Genomic DNA, 16,758 nt, shown 5'->3' with positions numbered 1-16,758 from the left:
CGCGTTGTGGTGGTGGGTGGAAACGGCCGGGCGGGGCAGGTGGAGCTACCTCGCCCGGCAGGACACCCGGTCGCGCCGGGGCCCGGGCCCCGACGCGCGCCCGGTCAACAGCCCCGGGCCGGCCGGCCGTTCGGGTCAGTAGCCCCGCACGTCCGGCCAGTGCCGCTGGACACCCTGGCGGTCCAACCGCCGCAGGAAGTCCGACAGTTGCTTCTCCTCCTCGCGCACCTGGTGCGGGGTGACGCCCGCCGCCAGGCAGTACGCGGCCAGCGCCCCCGCGGCCTCGCCCACGTTCCACTCCACCGGGTGGAGCCGGTAGCAGCCGTTGGTGACATGGGTGGTGCCGAGGTTCTTGCCGGCCGGCAGCAGGTTGGTCACCCGCCGCGGCAGCAGCGCCCCCAGCGGGATCTCGAACGGCACCGACGCGATGTCCACGTAGTTGTCGCCGCCGGTCGAAGGGTGCAGGTCGATCCGGTAGGCGCCGACCCCCACCGAGTCCGGGTAGCGGGTGCCGCCGTACGGGCCCACCAGGTCCATCGCCACGTCCCGCTCGGTGACCGTGGTGACCGCCTTGATCCGCCGCGCCTCCCGCACGTACGCGGCCTTCGCCAACCCGTCCGCCGTGCCCGTGACATCGCCACGCGGCCGCAGCCCCGGGAAGCCGGTGCCGCCGTCCGGCCGCGGCGCCTCCGTCTGCAACCAGTACAGCAGCGAACGGGACAACTCCCGCGCCCCCGCGACGGCCCGCCGCTCACCCTCCTCGCCGAGCCCGACCAGCGGCGCGTCCCAGTAGTCGTTCAGCGGCCAGTTGACCAGCGTGACGTCCGAGTCGAACGCGCCCGGCCGGTGCATCCCGCGGGCCAGGATGCGGCGGAACCCCCACAGCTCCTTGTCGCCGGCGTCCGCGCTCTGGTCCGCCGCGACCGCCAACGGGTCGGCCGCCGGGTTGGGCACGAACGTCCGGCCCACCGGCTCCAGGGTGCGCGGGTCCGGCGCGTCGAAGCCCAGCAGCGGACCCGGCCAGAACGCCGGCCGGTACGCCCGCCAGTAGGCGTAGTCCGCCGGCCGCTCGATGGTGTGGTCCTCACCCTCGTGGTGGGAGAGCGCGAAACACACCGTGATGCCCTGCTGGTTGAGCGGGTCGGCCTGCTCCGGCGCGTGCGGCTCGTCGTGCTCCGCCCGCGCCTCCGCACCCAACGCGTGCTCCACACCGGCCAGTTCGAGCAGCTCACCGGTCTCCGTCGCGTCCAGCACGAACGGCGCGCCGACCGTGTGCCGCTCCCCGGTCCGCAGGTCGCGCAGCGTCACCGCGCGCACCCGGTCGCCGTCGGTGTGTGCCGCCACCGGCCGGTGCTCGGTCAACACGGTCAGCCGCCCGGCCGCCCGGTGCGGCGCGAGCATGCCCTCCAACACGGCCAGCGCGGCCCGCGGTTCGTGACAGAGCTTGCTGACCCGGCCGGCGCCCGGGTTGAGGTCGGTCAACTCCCGCGCCTCGGCGCGCAGCGGATACCACCGGCGGTAGTAGTCCCTGATCCCTTCGCGCAGCGCGCGGTAGCTGGCGGTGACGCCGAACTGCTCGACCCACGGGTGCTCGTCCGGCGGCACGGCCTGGGCGGTCGACTGGCCGCCGATCCAGTCGGTCTCCTCGGTCAGCACGGCGCGGTGCCCCGCCCGGCAGACGGCGAGCGCCGCGGCGACCCCGCCGAGGCCGCCGCCGACGATCAACACGTCCGTCCTGGCCTCGGTGCCGGCGGCCGGCGTCGAGGGCGTGGGGGTGGTCACTGTCGGCATGGTGCCCTTTCTCTCTGGTTCGCTCTGCGGTGCCCGCTGGTTCGCTCCGCGGTGCGGGCTGGTCGGCTCAGGTGGTGGCTGTCGGCGGGGGCCCGGTCGTGCTGCCCGGCCGGAACGCGCAGCGGGCCAACGTCCCGCCGGGCCGCCGCCCGGCCAACAGATCGGTCAACGCGCGCACCGCGGCCGCCCCCAACTCGGCCCGCGGGATGTCGAAGCCGGTCGCCTCCCCGTCCGCCGGCAGATCCGGCGGCGGCGAACCGAGCAACGCCAACGACACCTCGTCCGGCGCCCGCAGCCCGGCCCTCGCCACCGCCCCGCGCAACGCCCGCCAGGCGGCGCCGGTGTCGGTCTCCTCGGCGACGAACGCCGTGACGCCGGCGGCGCGTTGGGCGACCACCCAGTCCGCCGTCAACTCCTCGGCCGGCGCCCGCAGTCGGACCACCGCGCCCTCGACGCCCTTTTCGCCCCCGGCGCCCTGGTCGCCCTCGACGCCCTGGTCGCCCCCGGCTCCTTCGCCGCCCGCGGCCGCCGCCAGGCCCTGCCGGAAGCCGGCCTCCCGGTCGGTCGAGGCCGGCGCGTCGTCGTCCTCCCGCACCAGCACCACCCGGCGGTGACCGGCCGCCACCAGGTGCCGCACCACCTCGGCGCTGGCCGCGACGTAGTCGGCGCCGACCCAGGTCAGCCCTTCCACCTCGTCCCGCCGGCCCACGTGCACCAACGGGAAACCGTCCTCGACCAGCCGACGCAGCGGCCCGGTCGGCACGTGCCGGCCGAACAGCAGACAGCCGTCCGCCAACCGCACCCGCTCCAGTGCCCCCGGCGCCTCGGCGCCGGCACCTCCGGTGCTGGAACCGGTGAAGAGCACCAGGTCAAAGCCCCGCGCGGCGGCCTCCCGCTCCACGCCCACCAGGAACGGGTAGTACGAGTGCGCCGGATCGGTCGGGAAGGTGGCGGTGAAGCTGAACACGCCCAACAGGTTGTTCTGCGCGGCGGCCAACCGCCGGGCGGCCGGGTCCGGCACATAGCCGAGGGTGCGCGCGGCCTCCAACACCCGCCGCCGGGTGTCCTCGTGGATCACGATGCCCTGCTTGTTGCCGCCGAGGACCAACGAGACCGTCGTCTGCGACACCCCGGCCAACCGTGCCACCTCAGCCTGCCGCGGCCGCCCCCGCCTCTTCTTCTCGGTCACCTGAGTACTCCGCTTCCGCCCTGAACCGTGCTGTGCCGTGCGTGCCGGTCGCGCTGCTAATGCGTATTAGTTTCCGCGAGCGCGCCAGCGAGGCGGCGAGCTAATGCGGATTAACGAGCACTTTCGCGCTGCGGCCGGGAGGCCGTCAAGGCCCCCGACGAAGGTTCACGGAGGCGGGGGTTGCGGTATGCGCAGCGTGACCCTCCCGGGGGCGCGGCAGCCGCCCACGGCGAGTTGGGGTTGCGGGGGGTGGGCGGTCGAATCGCACGAATTTTTGAACTGGCGACCGAGATTCACGAACACAGGAGTGCAGAAGTTGACCGTGGCTGAAAACATGCACCTGCACGCTTTCGAGTCAACCTCGATCGCCAACGGGTAGTCGCGATGGCGGCCGCGCTAGGATCCCCAGGCGTGCACATGTACCTTGCTCCCCTGCAGGCATTCAGTGCGCTGCTAGGGGCGTCGACCGGAGCGAGACATGAAGAGGGCGTTACGTTTTGACGTAGGTTGAGGCTTCAGCTTGGGGGATAATAGATCATCTGAAGATGACGCTTGCCTGAAATGGGCGAGACTTCGCCTGACGCTCCGTCGGTAATATTCGCTCAGATATCGCTCCGGCAGCTTTTCTCGCCACGGGTGGTGTGCCTCAAGTGCGCCGGGCGCGCGCATGATTTGGTGATTATGAAAACCTGGGCGTAGACTCCGTCGATGGTCAGGGAGACACATCGAAGCAACCACGCTGGCTTGTGCAGGGCGCGGTGGAGGGCTACTCCTTGCAAAGTAGAGAGTTATGTAGGGGGCGAGTTATAGCATGCCGTCAGTCACGCTTACTGATCAAATGCTGTTGCATATTTCTACAAGCAAGAATGCGGCGATATCTGCTCTCCCTGCAGGCGGGGGTAGATATCCGTTCCCGACAGCACAGCTACTGCGGCAGGTTGTCTCCGATCGTCTCTTTCTAGCGGGAGGGCACTTTCGAGCAGGTGATGCCCTTCTTTTCGCTTCACAATACAGGTCGGCCATTAGTCGATTCTACTATGCAATGTATCAAGCTGCGCGTGCTGTCACCTTCGCGGCGACTCAGGGGGATGATCACGAGCGCCACAACGTTCTACCGCGGAAACTTCCGACTGGCATGGTTGACTCGGCTGCGCGTGAGGCTGAACTCGTAGATGCTCGCCTGCTGCGAAATCAGGCTGACTACGATGTTTACCCGATTAATGAGGCCGATTGGGAAGGTGACGCCAGGACCCTTTCGGCAACGGCAGCCAATTTCGTCCAGGCGTGCGAGTCTTTCGCTCTAGTGAACGGATATATCTGATGTCGGCAAGCGACTATGAGGCGCGTATCGCTCGCGTGCTTAATGATGCGGACATTCGTATTGTGCGCGTCGAGGAGAGGTCATTCCCTGGGGAACGATGGCTTCTCGTCTGGGTGGATGAAGACTCTGTAGCGGCGGCTCAAAGCTTGGCCGGATCTATTGAACAGGAGCTGAATTCCGATAATAGTGCAGAGGGTGAATCTCTAGCGGTCACCTTCAGGCCCCATCGGACGGATGACGAGAAGCCATGGGCTTCCACGTCAAAAAGTGGCCTAGCTTCCTCGAAGGTAGATCAGCTGATCCAGCTGTTGGAGGCTAGGTCGCGGACGTCTGACGCTCTTCCCAGCTTGAAGTACATGGAGGATCCGCGAGCGAGTTTGGCTGCCATTGGTGCTTCGCGACACCATATCGTCTATGGTCGTCGTGGTGTGGGAAAGACCGCCCTTCTTCTTGAAGGTAAGCGTCTTGCTGAAAGGGACGGGCATGTCACCACTTGGGTGAATGCTCACACTTTGCGACTGATGGATCCTGCTAAGGCTTTCTTGGTGATCGCAGAGAATGTGTTGACCTCTTTGGTTCAACGTGCTGGAACGTCTCAGGCTGAGTCTTTTGTGCGTTTGAAGGAGCTGGGCGACAAAGTGGCCTCTTTTCGGGCTGCTGGTGGTGATATAGCACTCGGCGGTATCGTCGCTGATTTGAACAATGCATTGCGGGCTGTTCTGCGTCAAGGCATCGTGCGTCTCTATCTTTACCTCGATGATTTCTACCTATTTCCAATTACATCGCAGCCGCATCTACTTGACTACTTGGCGATTATGCTGCGTGACTGTGATGGATGGCTGAAGGTCACTAGTATCGAGCGTTTGACGCGGCCGTTCGAGCCATCCTCGCGTATTGGTGTCGAGATTCCGCACGATGTGTCCAAGATCGATCTGGATGTCACTTTGGAGGATCCGCGAGTCACGCAGAAATTCCTGGAGTCTGTCTTGGCGAATTATACGGAGACGGTGGGGATCGCCAAGCCGTCGACCATAACTCGTAGCGCCGCGCTTGGTAGATTGATCCTTGGGTCAGGTGGTGTGCCTAGGGATTATCTGAATCTTTTTGCCTCTTCGATTGTAGCGGCTAGGTCTCGGGCGAATGCCCGGGAAGTCGGGCAGGAAGACGTTGCGGATGCTGCCGGAAAGGCGGCAAATGGGAAGTTGAGGGACCTGGCGCAGGACGTTTCTGGCGACAGTGCTTCTTCTTTGACCTCTGCTCTCGAATACCTCTCTTCCTATGTTCGAGGCGAGGGGTATACATATTTTCGGGTAGATGTAGCTCAAAGGTCTCATCTGGCCTATGAGGTTTTGGCCCGTCTCGTGGATCTGCGATTTGCGCACCTTATTCAGGCTACGCTTTCGGATCAGCATCGTCAGGGCGTCAAGTATGAGGTCTACATTCTCGACTTGAGTCAGTACTCGGGCGTGCGCTTGAAGAGAGGGTTGCATGTACTTGACCTTGAGGACGGTCAGTGGACTCTCAGGCTCAGTGGTAAAGCTAATACGCGGAGGAAGCTCAGAAGTACCTTGTTCCGAGATGAGTTGCGACGATCTCCTGTCCTCGATCTTGAAGCCCTTGGGCGACATGCTGGGCTTAACCTAACGTGAGGTTGGTGTAGCCACCTAGTACTGCAACGGTGCTTGCCGTGACGGTTGTCGGGTCCGCTCGTTGGTGCGTTCATGGGTGGGGAAATATCCGAGGTTGATGCTCGCCGCTGGTCGGACGGGTTAGCGGGGTTGTGCGAGCGGTTTGCTCGCCGGTTCGCACGGAGTGAGTCGCGGGAGTCGGCTCTCGCGTACATGCGGGGCCTGCTGGCGCCGTTGGAGCGCAAGAACGGCTGGACGGTGGCCGAGGATGCCGGCCATTGCGGACCGGACCGGATCCAGCGGCTGTTGAACCGGATCGACTGGGACGCCGACGAGGTGCTCGACGACGTGCGCGAGTACCTCGTCGAGCACTTGGCCGACCCGGGAAGCGTCCTGATCGTGGACGACACCGGCTTCCTGAAGAAGGGCGTGCGGTCGGCCGGCGTCCAGCGGCAGTACTCCGGGACTGCCGGCCGGACCGAGAACTGCCAGGTCGGAGTCTTCCTCGCGTACTCGGGCGAGCGAGGCCGGACCTTGATCGACCGAGCGCTCTACCTACCGAAATCCTGGACGGACGACCGCGAGCGCTGCCGGGAGGCGGGAATCGGCGACGAGGTCGAGTTCGCCACGAAGGTCCAGCTCGCGAGGGCGATGGTCCGCCACGCGGTCGACGATGGGATCCCCTTTCGCTGGGTGACCGCAGACGCGGGCTACGGCTACAGCAAGGGCTGGCGCTACGAGTTGGAGCAGGCCGACGTCTTCCACGTCGTGGCCACGACCCGGCACGACACCGTCGTCACCCGGCAGGCCCTGGACCACCCACTGCATGACCTGGTCGCCGATCTGCCCCGGCAGAAGTGGAAGCGCCGCTCGTGCGGCGAGGGCTCCCACGGCCCGCGGATCTACGACTGGGCCCGCGTCGAGGTCCGCCCCTGGCACCGTCCTGACCGCAAGCACTGGGTTCTGGCCCGCCGAAGCATCACCGACCCGACGAAGATCGCCTACTACATCGCCTAGCGCCCATCGGCACCACACTGAACGAGCTGATCGCCGTCGCCGGTGCCCGCTGGGCGATCGAGGAGTGTTTCCAGACCGCGAAGGGACAGTGCGGCCTGGACGACTACCAGGTCCGCCGCTATCCGGGGTGGTACCGGCACATCACCCTGGCCATGGCCGCCCACACCTACCTCGCTGTCCTGCGGGCCCAGCACCTCGAAAAGGGGCAGGAGCGGATCGAACACCAGACCTGATTCCACTCACCGTCCCCGAGATCCGCCGGCTGATCACCCGCCTCACCCGGCCCGCCCGCCGCAGCATCACCCACATCCTGCACTGGTCCCGATGGCGTCGCCGACGCCAACACCAAGCCCAAACCAGCCACTACAAGAGACGAGGCCACAGCCGAAGAGCTGAAGCCTCGTCACGGCAAGCACCGTTGCAGTACTAGGTCCACGATCGTGGAGGCTTGCCCTCATCTATCGGCTTGCCGGAAACCAAGTCGTGGCTTCCAGTTGTGGGAGGACTCGTTGTGCTGGTATGGGGAGACCAGAGGGGATGGAGGATGTCCTAGCGGCGAAGTTCCATGCGTTGTTGTCGCACGGGACGAACGTCAGCGTCGGCTGGTCATAGGGGCGGGAGTACTGTCGCTGGGCAGGGTGGGATCAGGCTCGTCGCTGCCGCAGCCGGGGTTCGGAGAGCACGGTTCCGCGTGGAGCGGATGAACTGGAGCGGGTCAGGTTCTGGTGGGGCGGGTCTGTCGTCCTGGTGAGGGCCGGAAAAGGACTGTGGGACCTTGAACCCGGCCTGCGGCCGGCGCAGCTTGTGCTGGTCGAGCCCTGACGAGCGGGACGACCCTATGTCGCGGCTTCGCTGGACGACGAAGTAGACCCGAAAGCTCGCAGCAACGCTGGCCCGGCAGGCCATCAGGTTCTCTATCGACGCGGTCGCCGGCCTGTTCGAGAGGAAGGCTTCAATTCTGCAGGCCAACACCAAGACCGTCGAAGGTGCTCAGCACCCCGACAGTTACGCCCAGTTGCGCTGCCTCTACGAGCAGGCATGAGACCGCATGGAACGGGTGACCTGGGTAATCGGCGTGGACAGCAAGAAGAGGGAACTGATTGGCGACTGGGTCTGCTGCAGTTTAAGGTGAAAAGGTGGGGTTACGTGGCTTGGGCCAGCTGTGTGGGGTTGATGATCTCGTATTCGACGGGGGTCAGCATGCTGCGGGAGCTTTGACGACTACGGTGGTGGTAGGTCCTTTCCATCCAGGTCAAGATCGCCATTCGGAGTTCTCCACGGGTGGTCCAGGAGTGACGGTCGAGGACGTTCTTCTGGAGCAGGGAGAAGAACGATTCCATGGCGGCGTTATCCGCGCTCGATGCGACCCGGCCCATGGTTCCGATCAACTCGTGTCGTCTCAGGGTCTTTTGTGTCTTCATGGCCCGGGTACTGGCTGCTGCGGTCGGAGTGGACCACACATTCCGCGACCATCTGCCCGGCTTCCTTTCGCATCGCGACCGCGTTGTTGATCGCATTCACCGCGAGTCGGGATTTCATCCAGTGGTCGATTGCGAAGCCGACGATGCGGCCGGAGGCGACGTCCTTGACCGCGCAGAGGTGGAGTTTCCCTCCGCGGTGACATGCTTGGTGATGTCGGTCAGCCAGAGTTCGTTCAGGCCGGCGGCGGTGAACTCCCGTCGCACCAGGGCGTCATGGACCGCCGGCCCGGGGCGGGGCCTGGCGGCCTTGACCTTGCCGAAACGGGAGAATCATCTCGCCCGCGAGCACAGGCGCCACGCGGCGCGCTCGGCTATGGCATCATCGGCAAGAAGTCGGTAGCCGAACTTGGAATCCTTCTCGTGCGTGGCGAACAGGGTGTGGGCCCGGTATTCCTCAGCGTATCGGCGTCGACCACCGGCGTCTCCAGCCACCGGTAATACGGCTGGCGGGCGATCCCCAAAGCCCTGCACGTCACCGCCACGGGAATGTTGTCGGCGGCTGCCAGTTCACGGACGAGCGGGTAGATCGTTTTCCCGGAAGATGCGCCTGCGAGAAATACGTCGAGGCCCTTCGTTCTCCTGCTCCAACTGCCTGATTCTGCGACGCGCCACGTGCAGTTCCGCGTTCTCTGGGGTGGAGGCGGTAGCAGGAGAGCGGGGGCGTTCGTCGCGCTCGCTCTCACGGAGCCAGGAGTTCAGCGTGGACGCGTTGATCCCGAAACACTTCGAGACCTGGGCGAGCGTCGTTCCCGGCTCACGATTCCCGGCCACGCGCACCACATCGTCCCGGAACTCACGCGGGTACGGCTTGGGCAAAACGACATCCTCTCAGCCCGCCTCCCGGCAGGCTATGACAGGTGTCACCTATCCCTGCAGCAGACCCCAACCCTTGACCTCGTCGCCGGCAAGGGGAACGTGATCTTCCTGGGCCCGCCTGGAACCGGGAAGACACACCTGGCGACCGGGCTTGCGATCCGGGTCTGCGAGGCCGGTCATCACGTCGACTTCGCGACCGTCGCCCAGCGGGTTACCCGGCTCGCCGAGGCCCACGAGGCTGGCAGACTCACCGACGAACTCACCCGGCAGGCCCGGATCCCGCTGATCGTGGTCGATGAGGTCGGCTACGTACCCTTCGGGCCCGAAGCGGTGAACCCGTTCTTCCGGTTTATCTCAGGCTGTTACGAACGCGCCTTGATGATCGTGACCAGCAACAAGCCCTTCGCACGCTGGGGCGAGGTCTTCAGAGACGACCCCGTCGCCGCCATGAGCGACCGCCTCGTCCAACACGCCGAAGTCATCTCCCTTAAGGGAGACAGCTACCGCATGCGGGACCGGGGACTTCGGACAGGTTCCAGTCGCCATCACCGGGGAATGGCCAACATCAGCTGACAAGGTTGGTCAGCATTCAACCGCCCGCAGAGGGTCACGATTCAAGCGAGGCTGACAGGACTGACCATCAGCGTGACGAACGGTTCGGCGCGGGTGGCGAGATGGGTGTTGTAGATGCGGCGAGCGGTGGCGGTCTTGCACCAGGACGGGCTGACGCCGAACTCCTGCAGGACCACGGCCGGGTGTTCGGTGTACTTCGCCGGCGGCGTCGGGCTCGTGCGCTGCCAGTAGCGGTCGCCGTGTTCGATGGTGCTGTCGTTGGCGTAGCCGACCGGTTGGCCGTCCGCGTAGGCGAGGACGGTCGTGAAGCCCACGGCTCGATGCCGCGCCAGTCGGGGCGTTCGCCGAGCGACGTGACCCCGTAGTTCGGCAGGTGGAGCGGGGCGCGCACCTTGGCGTACACGTTGAGGAGATCCCCGCGGACGGGGTCGAGTGTGGTGATAGCGGGCAGTTCGATGGCGGGTGCCGTGGTCATGCGGCCAGTCTCCAGGTGGCGGCGCTCGGTCCGGACCAGGGTGGTGGTGCTGCCGTGCGCCGTGGCCTGGCGCGCTGCCCTGAACTCCTGGTGCATTCGCGACAATCGGGCGAGATGAGTAGCGAAGTCGGAGGGAACGTTCAGCACGGCCGTTGTGGCGGCGTTTGTGTCACCTTGGGCGAGTTAGGCGTGGGCGAGCCGCGTGGTGGCGATGGCCGGGGCCCCGCACATGTGTCCCTTCGCGATGCCGTAGCGTCTGTCGTCCATGGCGGCCCACATGCCGAAGAAGAGGGGCCGCTGCGGAGGCGTAGATATTGCCGCGCACGCGTGTTGGGCGGCGCTCCTCATGCTCCGGAGGTTGAGCCCCTCGTCGGCGAGCGGCGGCCCGTTGCTTGATACCGAGTTGTCCACCGTGCCGGTGGTCGGTGGCGATGATCTCAGCGAAGTAGCTGGTGCTGGCGGTTGACGTTGCCCACGCCGATTCTGCGCGACGCCGCCTTCCAGCGCGGCACGCTGAGCCTCCGTATCCGCCAGATCAGTACAGGTGCGGGTGGTGGGCGTTCCCCAGGGCGCGCGGATCCTCGGCCCAGCAGAGAAGTCTCTCCCCGTTGTGGTCCCCGCGCGCGACACCCGCTTCAGGAGAGCGGTGCTCCCCGCACGCGCGCGGAACGCGCGCACCCGGTCGCCTCGCGGGTGCGCGGTCGGGCCCGGGAGCGGTAACGCCTCGCCCGCGTGCCATCGTTGGGCCCGTTGCTGACCGGTGGGGGCGAGGGGAGTGGCGTGCGGCTGTCGCGGGATATCACGGGGTGGGCGTTCGTGGCGGAGGTGGCGGGGGGTCGGCATGCCGGGCTGGCGGTGGGGTTGGCCGCGATCAGCCCGTTCACCACCGGCGAGGGCTCGGCGGGGAGCCTGTTCACCCGGGCGCACGGGTGGTGGGGCCTGCCGGCCCTCGGCTCGTTGGACGAACTGCCTTTCGACCGCCCGGTCGACCAGGGGTGGTGCGTCGCGCCCGACACCGCGGGCGCGCTGTCCGTGCGCGGTCCGGACGGTGCGTACCTGGTGCACGATCTCCGCCTGGCGCTGCCGCCCGGCTGGCGGGAGGCGGCGGCGGCCTCGGGCGCGGTCCTGCTGGTCGTCTCGCATGTGCTGCCCGCCGCGGACGACATGATCGGCGCGCTCGACTTCGAGACCCGGCGGGGGCTGGTGTGTGCCGGGCCCGTGCGGTTCGGTGAGCCGGGCGACGCGCCGCGGGCCGCGGAGGAGGGGGAGCCGACGGTCAGGTTCCTGCTCGACCCGGTCGGCATCCTGCTGGAGCTGGCCCACGACGTGTCGGCCGGGCTCCTCTCGCTGCCCCAGGCGAAGCGGCGGGCCCGCGAGGTGGAGCAGCGGCGGCGGGTCCTGTCGGAGCACGCGGACGTGCCGTTGCCGGCCGGGGAGATGGTGCGGCTGCTCTTCCGGGACGAGTTCGCGGAGCACCGCGGGCTGGTCGCGTTGATGTACGGGTACTGGACTCTGGTGGCCGAGGTCGCGGACGCCTGCGGGGCGGTGGCCGCCTGGCGGGACGCGGCGCTGCGGGCCGTCGAGACGGCCGTCCCGCTGGTGGCGGCGCGGTGTGAGCGCGCGGTGTTCGACGAGGCCGACGCGCTGGCGGCGCGGCTGATCGACGAGTTGGGCGACGGGCCGATCGACGCGTCGCACGACGAGCCGGACGAGGGGCTGACGGACGGGCTGAACGACGGGCTGGGCGAAAGGCCGAACGACGGTCCGGGCGATGAGCTGCACGACGGTCCGAGCGACGGCTTGGGCGAAGGGCTGAACCATGGCCCGGGCGACGAGCTGAACGACGGCCCGGGTGAACGGCCCGGCGACGGGCCGGGTGGGTCCGCTGAGTTGGCGGACGGGTTGCTGGCCGCCGCCCGGCTGCGGATGGCCACCCGGGGTGTGGAGTTCCTCGCCGGCGACCACTACGCGCGCGGGGCGCGCACCGTCTGGTCGGCTCGGCTGGCGGCGGACCTGTACCGCACGTGGGCCACCGAGGAGGAGCCGTTCCAGGCCGAGTCCCACCGGCTGGTGGCGGAGGCGGGCCACCTGGTGGCGCGCGCCCTGGACCTGGCCGGCGGCACGCGGAAGGCCCGGCTGCTGGCGTGCCTGGCGCAGATCCTCGCGGACGAGCGGGGGGTCGACCAGGGGGCGGCCGGCGCCGCGCTGTCGGCCTGGCTGGACGCGTCCGCCGCCGACGATCCGGAGGTCGCCCTGTTCCTGCTCCGGGTGGTGGACGGGGTGCCCCGGGAACTGGTCGACGGGTTGCCACGGGCGGTGTTCGGGTCGGAGCTGGCGGACTTCGTCGCCGCCCACGGCCGCGACGTGACCGCCCGGGTGGTCAGCCAGGGCGTCAACCTGGCCCGGGAGCACGGCGACCGGCCGCTGCTGCGCACCGCGTTGGACTGGGCCGAGCGGCTCGACGTCCGTTGGGACGCGGCCCACCGCAGGCAACTGGCCGAGGCGCGGCTGCACGTGCTGCCCGAGGATCCCACCGACTGCCCGGCGCCGGGCGAGCCGCTCGACGCGGCGGTCCCGTCGTCCTGGAGCCAGGCGCGGCGGTCGGCGGCGCTGCTGCACCGGGCCGCGCACGCCCGGGACCTGGGGCGGCCCGCGCTGGGGCTGGCCCTGCTGAAACAGGCGGGCGGCCTGGGGAGCGAGGCGGAGCGGCTGCTGACGGCGGACCTGTACCACCAGGCGGCGCTGGCGGGCCAGCCGGTCGACGGTCCGGTCCCGTTCCCGTGGGGGTACCACTCCTACGCGGCACTCGGCTATGCCTCACTGGGCTTCGAGGAACTCGCGCGGGCCTGCCTGGTGCCGTTCGTGGCGGAGATGGGGAACCTGCGCGGCGAGGAACTCAGGGCGGCGCTGTTCGCGGTCATCGTGGACGTGCCGAACTTCGACACCGGCCGGGTACCCGAACTGGCCGGCGTGCTGCGGGACCTCGTGCACGCGGCGGTCTGGCGGCTCACGGCGGAGTCCGAGACGCTGCCGCTGGGGCTGATGCTCGGCCTGCACCAGGCGGGCAAGGGGCCGGAGGTCGGCGCGTGGTGGCGGATCGAGGGTCCGTTGGCGGTGCCGGCGGGCATCCAGCACCTGCTCGGCCGGCTGCGCGACCTGGAGCGGCCCGATGCCGCCGCGCCCGCCGGAACGCCCGACGCCGCCGCGTCCGCCGACGTCCCGCCGGCCGACCTCCCGGGCGGGGCGTCGCCCCTGTTGAACGTGCTGGACGCGGACCGCCGGCCCGGTGGCGGCGACGCCCGGCAGCTGGCCAGGAACCTGCGGTGGCACGTCTCGTCGCTCATCGACGACGAGCTGGGCCGCCGCTCGGCACCGCTCGTCGACGACCAGCGCCTCTGGGCGCGCACGCACGAACTGCTGGACGACCGGACCGTGTTGCTGAGCTGGTTCCTGCCGGCCGCGGTGCGCGGGGCGGCGGTGCTGCTCGCGGTCACCCGGCAGGGCCGGGACCTTGTCGTGCACCTCGGTGACGGCGCCGACGAGAACGACGACCGGCACCCGGTGGCCGACCTGGTCGAGGCGATCCGGACGGAGGTCGAACGCGACCCGCTGTTCGGCGACGTGACGCCGGAGGGCGGCGGGTTGTTGCGGCAGCCGGGCGGCCTCCCGCTCGGCGGGGGCGCGCTGTGGGAGGGGTGGCGGGCCCGGGGCAAGGACCGGATCCTGGCCTGGCCGCACGGCGCGCTGCACTACCTGCCGCTGCCGCTGTGCCGGATCGGGGACCGGCTGATCGCCGACGACTGGACGGTCACCACCATCGCCGGGCTGGAGGCCCTGGCGCCCGCCGCTGGACCCGAACGACCCCGCCGCACCGCCGTGTTGGCCGCCGCCGAGGGCGGCGTGCCCTACGGGCTGCCCGCCGAGCCGGCGCTGGAGGAGCACGCCCGGCGGGTCGCCGACGCGGTCGGCGCCGACGCCGTCACCGGGCCCGCGGCCACCCGGGCCCGGCTGCTCGCCGAGCTGGCCACGGCGGACGTGGTGCACATCGCCGCGCACGGGACGCTGGACCAGGACGCGCCGTGGCTGCACTGCCTCTACCTCACCGCGGACCGGGACGACGACGGCCGGGTCTTCGCCCACGACTTCCTGGAGATCGACCTGCGCGGCGTCCGCCTGGTCACCCTCGCCGCCTGCGAGTCGGCGTTGGGCCGGTTCGACCGCGCGGACAACGTCAGGGGCATCCCGTCCGCGCTGATCACCGCCGGCGCGCGGGCCGTCGTCGGGTGCCTGTGGCCGGTACGCCCGGAGGCGGCCACCTACTTCCACCACCACATGCACCGGCGGATCGCGCACGGCACGGACCCGGAGCGAGCCTTCCGGGACGCCCAACTCGCCACCCGCGCCCGCCATTCCCACTACCGTGACTGGGGAGCGTTCAGCTACCTGCACGGTCGGAGCCAAGGAGCCGTGGCATGACCGAGATCCGGTCGCACGAGGTCGAGCTGCTGCCGGAGCGCACGCTCGGCGCCCCCGCCGACGACGAACCGCTGCGCGGCCGGCTCACGTTCGGCTGGGACGTGCTGCCCGCCGACCGGGAGGGGGCACCGGCGGAGTGGGCGTCCTACGTCCGGGCGGCGCCCGACCGCGCGTTCCGGCAGCTGCTGATGGTGTGCTCGTTCCGCCCGGAGACGCCGACCAGCAGGGGCGTGTTCCGGCACGCCTCCCTGGGGGTGGCCCTGGCCACCCCGGACGGTGCGGCGCGGCCGATCGCCCGGCTGATCGACCCGGGCGAGCGGACCCGGCCGGCCGTCGGCGCCGGCATGGGCGTGAACGTCGCGGTGAACGCCGGGGTGTTGGACGTGGGCGTGGAGAGGCCGGCGGGGTCGGAGCGGGAGAACTGGATCGTCCGCGGTCACGGCGCTTCCCAGCCGGACCCGCAGTGGGAGTTCCGCCGGGTCAGGGGCTTTCCGCTGGTCGGCGACCACCGGGTGGCCGCGCTGGTGGAGCTGGTGCCCGGCCGGCCGAACACGGCCGAGGTGCTGGTGGCGGCGGAGTTGGAGCACCGGAGCTGGGGGATTCGCCGCTACCGGGCCCGGCTCGCGCCGACGCCGCACACCGTGCTGCTCGCCGGGTGATCCGGTCGGGACCGGCCCCGCGCGGCGCGGACCGGCGCCCGGCGCGCCGGTGCGGGGGCCGACGCGGCAGCCCGGCCCAGGACGGGCGGCCCGGTTCACGGCGGGCGGCTCGGCCCACGACGCGCGGCGACGCGCCCCCTCGGCCGGCGCCCCCGGCCCGGGGTCGGTGACGGCCCCGGGCCGGGTGGCTTCCGCGCTGGTCAGATGGCGGAGGCGGGGCCGAGACGGTGGTAGGCGCGGTCGAGGAAGACCAGCGGGGTGGCGTCCTGGTGGACCTCGGCCTGGAGGGCCAGGAGGGAGATCAGCAGGCTGCCACCGACCGGCGTGCGTTCGAGTATGCGGGCGCGTATCCAGGCGTGCGCGCCGTCGATCACCGGCTCGCCGGTCGGCAGGGTGGACCAGCCGCCGGCCGCGAAGCGGTCCGTGCCGCTGGTCGCGAACCGGGCCGAGACGTCGTCCTGGTGGCTGGCGAGCAGACTGACCGTCAGGGTGTCGGCCGCGGCCACCGCCGGCGCGCAGGAGGACGTCGAGGCCAGCGAGAACGCCAGCAGCGGCGGCTCGGCGGAGACCGAGATCACGGAGGTGGCGGTGAAGCCGGCCGGCCGCCCCTGGTGGGTCATGGCGATCACCGCCACGCCGGCCGGGTGCCGGCGGAAGACCGACTTGTACTGCTCGCCGGTCAGGTGATCGACGTCCAGGCGCTCTCCCGCGGTCATCGGACGACCTCCACCGTGGTGCCGACGGCGCGGCGCAGGGCCGGTCTCGCGGTGGCGAGCCAGGCGTCGATGACGGGGGCCGGGTCGGCCAGGTCCGGCTCCGTCACCACCACGCTCCTGGTGGCGACGGTGGCGCCCAACTCGACGAGCAGCGGCCGGAGGTGCACCTCGCCGGCCAGGGCGTGGCCGGGGCTGCCGGCGATCACCAGCGGCACCGCGGTGACGCCGAGCAGCCCGTCGGCGGGCAGCAGGTCGAGGAAGGACTTCAACAGGCCGGTGTAGGACGCCTTGTAGACCGGCGTGGCGACCACCACGAGCCGGGCCGCGGTCAGGGTGGCCAGCGCCGCGTCGGCGGCCGGGTGCTCGGGCGCCAGCACCTCGGGGCCGACGGCGGCCAGGTCGACGGTGGCGACCGCGCTGCCGGGCAGCACCTCGCGGGCGAGCGTCTCGGCCAGCCGCTCGGCGACGGAGACGGTGCGGGAGCCGGGGCGCGGGTTGCCGGAGAGCGCGATGACGGATGGTGGTGTCTCGACGGACAAGGGGTTTCCTCTCGGTCACGGGTGGCGTTCCGGTCGGCGCGCCGCCCGCCGGGCGGTGCCCGGGCGGTGGTTGGCCG

General features: G+C 69.5%; 8 protein-coding genes and 5 pseudogenes. 6 read left to right on the top strand and 7 right to left on the bottom strand.

Annotation, left to right across the window (positions count from 1 at the left end; all coding sequences use genetic code 11):
* Positions 1 to 135 precede the first annotated feature (135 nt).
* On the bottom strand, positions 136 to 1,782 hold the full coding sequence (locus tag RM844_RS10110) for an FAD-dependent oxidoreductase (RefSeq protein WP_311666682.1): 1,647 nt from the start codon (positions 1,780 to 1,782) through the stop codon (positions 136 to 138).
* 76 nt (positions 1,783 to 1,858) lie between these two features.
* Positions 1,859 to 2,980, bottom strand: a complete 1,122-nt coding sequence (locus tag RM844_RS10105) for a LacI family DNA-binding transcriptional regulator (RefSeq protein ID WP_311666681.1) — start codon at positions 2,978 to 2,980, stop codon at positions 1,859 to 1,861.
* A gap of 1,320 nt (positions 2,981 to 4,300) precedes the next feature.
* Between RM844_RS10105 and RM844_RS10100 the strand changes: the two genes are divergently transcribed.
* From RM844_RS10100 to RM844_RS33735, 3 genes and pseudogenes are all read left to right on the top strand, one after another.
* The gene (locus RM844_RS10100; protein WP_311666680.1) at positions 4,301 to 5,950 is read left to right on the top strand and encodes a P-loop NTPase family protein; all 1,650 of its coding nucleotides are present in this window, start codon (positions 4,301 to 4,303) and stop codon (positions 5,948 to 5,950) included.
* 72 nt (positions 5,951 to 6,022) lie between these two features.
* A pseudogene (locus RM844_RS10095) lies at positions 6,023 to 7,179 on the top strand (IS701 family transposase).
* A 286-nt stretch (positions 7,180 to 7,465) separates the two neighbouring features.
* Positions 7,466 to 8,057, top strand: a pseudogene (locus RM844_RS33735) (ISAzo13-like element transposase-related protein); the annotation flags it as partial.
* 31 nt (positions 8,058 to 8,088) lie between these two features.
* Here RM844_RS33735 and RM844_RS10090 read toward each other — a convergent pair.
* A pseudogene (locus RM844_RS10090) lies at positions 8,089 to 9,243 on the bottom strand (IS3 family transposase).
* A 99-nt stretch (positions 9,244 to 9,342) separates the two neighbouring features.
* On the opposite strand from RM844_RS10090, the gene RM844_RS10085 reads away from it, so the two are divergent.
* Complete coding sequence (locus tag RM844_RS10085; protein WP_311666679.1) at positions 9,343 to 9,816, top strand: ATP-binding protein; 474 nt, start codon at positions 9,343 to 9,345, stop codon at positions 9,814 to 9,816.
* Positions 9,817 to 9,866: 50 nt separating this feature from the next.
* Here the strand turns inward: RM844_RS10085 and RM844_RS10080 are convergent.
* Both RM844_RS10080 and RM844_RS33525 read right to left on the bottom strand, forming a co-directional pair.
* Positions 9,867 to 10,291: pseudogene (locus RM844_RS10080) on the bottom strand (GNAT family N-acetyltransferase); the annotation flags it as partial.
* Positions 10,292 to 10,498: 207 nt separating this feature from the next.
* Positions 10,499 to 10,767 (bottom strand): annotated as a pseudogene (locus RM844_RS33525) (XRE family transcriptional regulator); the annotation flags it as partial.
* A 340-nt stretch (positions 10,768 to 11,107) separates the two neighbouring features.
* Here RM844_RS33525 and RM844_RS10075 point away from each other — a divergent pair.
* Together RM844_RS10075 and RM844_RS10070 are read left to right on the top strand one after the other, a co-directional pair.
* The gene (locus tag RM844_RS10075) at positions 11,108 to 14,767 is read left to right on the top strand and encodes a CHAT domain-containing protein (RefSeq protein ID WP_311666678.1); all 3,660 of its coding nucleotides are present in this window, start codon (positions 11,108 to 11,110) and stop codon (positions 14,765 to 14,767) included.
* Positions 14,764 to 15,426 carry a hypothetical protein gene (locus RM844_RS10070; protein ID WP_311666677.1) on the top strand — a complete coding sequence of 221 codons (663 nt, stop codon included), beginning with the start codon at positions 14,764 to 14,766 and terminating at the stop codon, positions 15,424 to 15,426. Before RM844_RS10075 ends, RM844_RS10070 begins: the two co-directional genes overlap by 4 nt.
* 200 nt (positions 15,427 to 15,626) lie before the next feature.
* Here RM844_RS10070 and RM844_RS10065 read toward each other — a convergent pair whose 3' ends face one another.
* Together RM844_RS10065 and RM844_RS10060 are read right to left on the bottom strand one after the other, a co-directional pair.
* Positions 15,627 to 16,142, bottom strand: a complete 516-nt coding sequence (locus RM844_RS10065) for a flavin reductase family protein (RefSeq protein WP_311666676.1) — start codon at positions 16,140 to 16,142, stop codon at positions 15,627 to 15,629.
* The gene (locus tag RM844_RS10060) at positions 16,139 to 16,681 is read right to left on the bottom strand and encodes an NAD(P)H-dependent oxidoreductase (protein WP_311666675.1); all 543 of its coding nucleotides are present in this window, start codon (positions 16,679 to 16,681) and stop codon (positions 16,139 to 16,141) included. The genes RM844_RS10065 and RM844_RS10060 overlap by 4 nt, the downstream gene beginning before the upstream one ends.
* Positions 16,682 to 16,758 lie beyond the last annotated feature (77 nt).

This window comes from Streptomyces chisholmiae (assembly GCF_031845445.1).
In the GTDB taxonomy this organism is placed as follows: Bacteria; Actinomycetota; Actinomycetes; order Streptomycetales; family Streptomycetaceae; genus Streptomyces; species Streptomyces chisholmiae.
The sequence above is the reverse complement of the archived record's forward strand: the minus strand, read 5'-3'. Positions and strand labels throughout refer to the sequence as shown.

Coding starts and splice junctions, on each gene's coding strand:
- RM844_RS10100 (WP_311666680.1), top strand. CDS start 4,301: ATGTCGGCAAGCGACTATGAGGCGCGTATCGCTCGCGTGCTTAATGAT.
- RM844_RS10070 (WP_311666677.1), top strand. CDS start 14,764: ATGACCGAGATCCGGTCGCACGAGGTCGAGCTGCTGCCGGAGCGCACG.
- RM844_RS10065 (WP_311666676.1), bottom strand. CDS start 16,142: ATGACCGCGGGAGAGCGCCTGGACGTCGATCACCTGACCGGCGAGCAG.